Annotated in this window: 2 protein-coding genes; both read right to left on the bottom strand. The window is 74.2% G+C overall.

The window, feature by feature from the left end:
- The coding region (locus ACIRYZ_RS46140; protein ID WP_402955660.1) for a type I polyketide synthase at positions 1-1,472 on the bottom strand (1,472 nt) is incomplete at its 3' end.
- Positions 1,473-1,534: 62 nt separating this feature from the next.
- Positions 1,535-4,954 (bottom strand): SDR family NAD(P)-dependent oxidoreductase (locus ACIRYZ_RS46135; RefSeq protein WP_402955657.1); only part of this gene is annotated, 3,420 nt, incomplete at its 5' end.

The following is a 4,954-nucleotide window of genomic DNA, read 5'->3' as shown; positions in this document are numbered from 1 at the left end:
GTGACGGGGGCTTCGGCAGCGTCGTCGCCCTCGGCGGGCGCCTCGGCCTCCTCGGCGACCGGCTCCTCCGCCGGAGCCTGCTCCAGGATCACGTGGGCGTTGGTACCGCTGGCGCCGAACGAGGAGACGCCGACCCGGCGCGGCTGCCCGGTCTCCGGCCAGTCCCGCGCCTCGGTGAGCAGCTCCACCGCGCCGGCCGACCAGTCCACCTGCGGGGTCGGCTCGTCCACGTGCAGCGTCCGCGGCAGCACACCGTGGCGCATCGCCATCACCATCTTGATGACGCCGCCCACACCCGCAGCGGCCTGGGTGTGGCCGATGTTCGACTTCAGCGAGCCGAGCAGCAGCGGCCGCTCGGCGTCACGGTCCTGACCGTAGGTCGCGATGATCGCCTGCGCCTCGATCGGGTCACCCAGCGTGGTGCCCGTCCCGTGCGCCTCGACCGCGTCGACCTGGTCGACCGTGAGGCGGGCGTTGGCCAGCGCCTGGCGGATCACCCGCTGCTGCGACGGGCCGTTCGGCGCGGTCAGGCCGTTCGAAGCGCCGTCCTGGTTCACCGCGCTGCCCCGCAGCACCGCCAGCACCGGGTGGCCGTTGCGCCGGGCGTCGGAGAGCCGCTCGACCAGCAGCATGCCCACGCCCTCGCCCCAGCCGGTGCCGTCAGCGGCACCCGCGAAGGACTTGCAGCGGCCGTCCGGGGCCATGCCGCGCTGCCGGCTGAACTCCACGAACAGTGCCGGGGTGTTCATCACCGTCACGCCGCCGACCAGGGCGAGCGAGCACTCGCCCTGGCGCAGCGCCTGGGCGGCCAGGTGCAGGGCGACCAGCGAGGACGAGCAGGCCGTGTCCACCGTCACGGCCGGCCCCTCCAGGCCAAGGGTGTAGGAGATCCGGCCGGAGGCGGTGCTGCTGGCACCGCCGTTGCCGAGGTAGCCCTCCAGGTCCTCCGGGACGGAGGACAGGTTCGTCGCGTAGCCCTGGTACATCATTCCGGCGAAGACGCCGGTCCGGCTGCCGTGCAGGACGGTCGGGTCGATGCCGGCCCGCTCGATCGCCTCCCAGGAGGCCTCCAGCAGCAGGCGCTGCTGGGGGTCCATCGCCAGGGCCTCGCGCGGCGAGATGCCGAAGAACGCCGGGTCGAAGTCGGCGGCGTCGTACACGAAGCCGCCCTCGTTGGCGTAGGACTTGCCGTGACGCTCCGGATCCGGGTCGTACAGGTCCTCGTCCCAGCCGCGGTCCTCGGGAAGGACCGACACCGCGTCGCGGCCCGTGGAGACCAGCTCCCACAGGTCCTCGGCGGATCGCACTCCGCCGGGGTAGCGGCAGGCCATCCCGACGATCGCGATCGGTTCGCGCGACTGGGACTCGACCTCCTGGAGGTTCGACTGCACCGCGCGCAGACGCTGCCGTGTCTGGTGCAGATCGGACGTCACGCGCTTGAGATAGTCGCGGAGCCGTTCTTCGTTCGTCATTCTTACAGCCAACCCTTTGCCGCAGTGCAGATTTGTCGGTCCATCAATCCTGGGAGATCGCCTCAGGAGAGATCGAAATCGCTGTCGATCATCCTGAAGATCTCGTCGTCCGACGCCGACATGAGTCGGTCTGCCAGGTCGTCGCCATCCGTGTCCCCCTGTCCATCGCTCAGCTTCGCCAGGAGGACCTCCAGGCGGGCCTTGATGTTCGTCCGTGCGCTGTCATCGAGAGTCATCGCCGAGATCTCGGCGTCGAGCTTGTCCAGTTCGGTGGAGATCGGGACTTCGTTGCGCGCCCCGCCCTCCTGCCGCACCTCGGCCAGGAGGAACCGGGCCATCGCGACCGGGGTCGGGTAGTCGAAGACCAGGGTCGGCGGAAGGCGCAGCGCGGTCGCCGCGTTCAGGCGGTTGCGCAGTTCGACGGCGAGCAGCGAGTCGAAGCCGAGCTCCTTGAAGGCCCGGCCCTCCTCGACCATCTCGGCCGAGCCGAAGCCGAGGACGGCGGCCACCTGGGAGCGGACCACCTCCAGCACAACGCGCAGGCGCTCGGCCTCCGGCGCCGCGGCCAGCCGCTGGGCCAGCGCATCGGCCGTGGCGCCGGCCTCGGCCGCCGCCACCCGGCGGGCGGGGATGCGGACCAGGCCCCGGAAGAGCGCCGGCACGTCGCCGGCGGCGGCCGCCTGGGACCGGAAGGCCGCCAGGTCGAGCTGGACGGGCACGAGCGCCGGCACGTCGGTCGCGCAGGCGGCGTCGAACAGGGCCAGGCCCTCCTGGGCGGTCAGGCCGCGCAGGCCGCCGCGGGTCGCGCGGCGCAGGTCGGTCTCGTTCAACTGACCGGTCAGGCCGCTCAGTTCCTGCCAGAAGCCCCAGGCGAGCGAGACCGCGGGCAGCCCCTGCGCGCGCCGGTGCTCGGCCAGCGCGTCCACGAAGGTGTTCGCCGCGGCGTAGTTGCCCTGCCCGGCCGAGCCGAAGGTGCCGGCGGCGGAGGAGAACAGGACGAACGCGGACAGGTCCATGTCCCGGGTGAGCTCGTGCAGGTACCAGGAGGCGTCCACCTTGGGGCGCAGGACGGTGTCGAAGCGCTCGGCGGTGAGCGACTCGATCACGCCGTCGTCCAGCACCGCAGCGGTGTGGACCACCCCGGTCAGCGGGGCCTCGGCCGGGATCTGCGCGAGCATCTCCGCGAGAGCCGCGCGGTCGGCGACGTCGCAGGCCGCCAGCGTGACCTTGGCCCCGGCCTCGGTCAGCTCCGCGACCAGCTCCGCCGCACCCGGGGCCGCCTCGCCACTGCGGCTGGCCAGCAGCAGGTGCCGCACGCCGTGGCGGACCACCAGGTGGCGGGCCACCAGGGCGCCCAGGGTGCCGGTCGCACCGGTGAGCAGCACCGTGCCGTCCGGGCCGAAGGCCGCCTCGGCGTCCTCGGCCGCCGCTGCGGCCGCGCGGGCCAGGCGCGGCACGGACAGCACGCCCGCTCGGACCGCCAGCTGGGGCTCCCCGGTGGTCAGCGCCCACGGCAGGACGCCCGACGCGTCGTCGCCGTCGACGTCCGCCAGGACGATGCGGTCCGGGTACTCGGACTGGGCGGAGCGCACCAGGCCCCAGACCGACGCCGCGATCAGGTCGGGCACGTCCGCGCCCCGCTCGGCCGCCACCGCGCCCTCGGTCACCAGCAGCAGCCGGGAGTCGGCCCACCGCTCGTCGGCGACCCAGGCCTGCACGACGGCCAGCACGTGGGCCGCGCTCTCGCGGGTGCCGGTGACCGGGTCGGCGGTGCCGGTGGTCACGGGCAGGACGACGGTCTGCGGGACCGCGGCCCCGGCGTCGATCGCCGTGGCGAGCGCGGTCAGGTCCGCGTACCGCTCACCGGGCAGGCCGGCCAGAGCGGCGGGTGCCGCGTCCAGCCAGGCGAAGCCGTCCGTCCCGACGGCGTTGGCGGGGACGGGAAGTGCGGTCCAGTCGAGCTGGAAGAGCGAGTCCCGGCCGGTGCCGCGCGCCGCCTCCAGCTGCTCCGCGGAGACCTGCCGGAAGGCCAGGCAGTCGATCGAGGCCACCGGGGTGCCGGTGGTGTCCGCCACCCGCACCGAGACCGCGCCCTGGCCGGCCGGCGTCAGCCGGACCCGCAGGGCGGCGGCGCCGACCGCGTGCAGCGACACACCCGACCAGGAGAAGGGCAGCTGGCCCTGCACCGCACCGCTCTCCTGCATCTCGTCCTCGGGCAGGGCGACGGCGGCACCGTGCAGCGCCGAGTCGAGCAGCGCGGGGTGGATGCCGAACCGGGCGGCCTGACCGTGTTCCTCGGCGGGCAGGGCGACCTCGGCGAAGACCTCCTCGCCCCGGCGCCAGGCGGCCCGCAGTCCCTGGAAGACCGGGCCGTAGGCGAACCCGCACGCGGCCAGCCCCGGGTAGACGTCGGCGACCTCCACCGCGACGGCGTCCTGCGGCGGCCAGACGGCCCACTCGGCGGCGGTCGCCTGGCGGTCGGCGGGTTCGGCGCTCAGCACGCCGGTGGCGTGCTGGACCCACTCGCCCGCCAGGCCCGCGCCCTCCTCGTCGATCCGCGAGTACAGGGTGAGGGAGCGGCGGCCGGTGCCGTCCGACTCACCGACGGCGAGCTGGATCTGGACGCCACCGCGCTCGGGCACCACCAGGGGCGCCGCCAGGGTCAGTTCCTCGACGTGGTCGCAGCCGACCTGCTCACCGGCGCGCAGTGCCAGTTCCAGCATCCCGGTGCCGGGCACCAGGACGGCTCCGGCCACCGCGTGGTCCGCGAGCCAGGGGTGGGTGCGCAGCGAGAGCCGACCGGTGAAGAGGAAGCCGTCACCGCCCGCGAGGCCGACGGCGGCACCCAGCAGCGGGTGGTCGGCCGAGCCGAGACCGGCGGAGACCACGTCCCCGACCGCGCCCACGGCCGCGTCCACCCAGTAGCGCTGGCGCTGGAAGGCGTAGGTGGGCAGGTCGACCCGCTGGGCGTCCTGGCCGGCGAAGAGGCGCTGCCAGTCGACGGCGATGCCGTGGACGTGCGCCGCGGCGAAGGAGGCCAGCAGTCGTTCCAGGCCGCCCTCCTCGCGCCGCAGCGTGCCCACCGCCAGCACCCGGCCCGCGTCCACGCCCGCACCGGCGGCTTCGGCGGTCTCCTCGATGCCCATCGTCAGCACCGGATGCGGGCTGCACTCCACGAAGGCGTCGTAGCCGTCCGACAGCAGCCCGCGGACCGCGTCCTCGAACCGCACGGTCTGACGCAGGTTGCGGTACCAGTACTCCGCTCCCAGGTCACCCGACGCCACGTCGACCCAGCCGCCGTGCACGGTCGACAGGAACGGAACCCGCGGCGCCACCGGCACCACCGGCGCCAGCACCTGCCCCAGCTCCTCCCGCAGCGACTCCACGTGCACCGTGTGCGAGGCGTAGTCCACCGGGATCCGCCGGGCCCGAACACCCCGCGCCTCCCACTCCGCGAGCAGCTCGTCCAGCGCACCGGCATC

The sequence above is a fragment of the Kitasatospora sp. NPDC101155 genome (genome assembly GCF_044768305.1).
GTDB lineage: Bacteria > Actinomycetota > Actinomycetes > Streptomycetales > Streptomycetaceae > Kitasatospora.
Note: the sequence above shows the minus strand (reverse complement) of the source record. Positions and strands in the feature narration are given on the sequence as shown.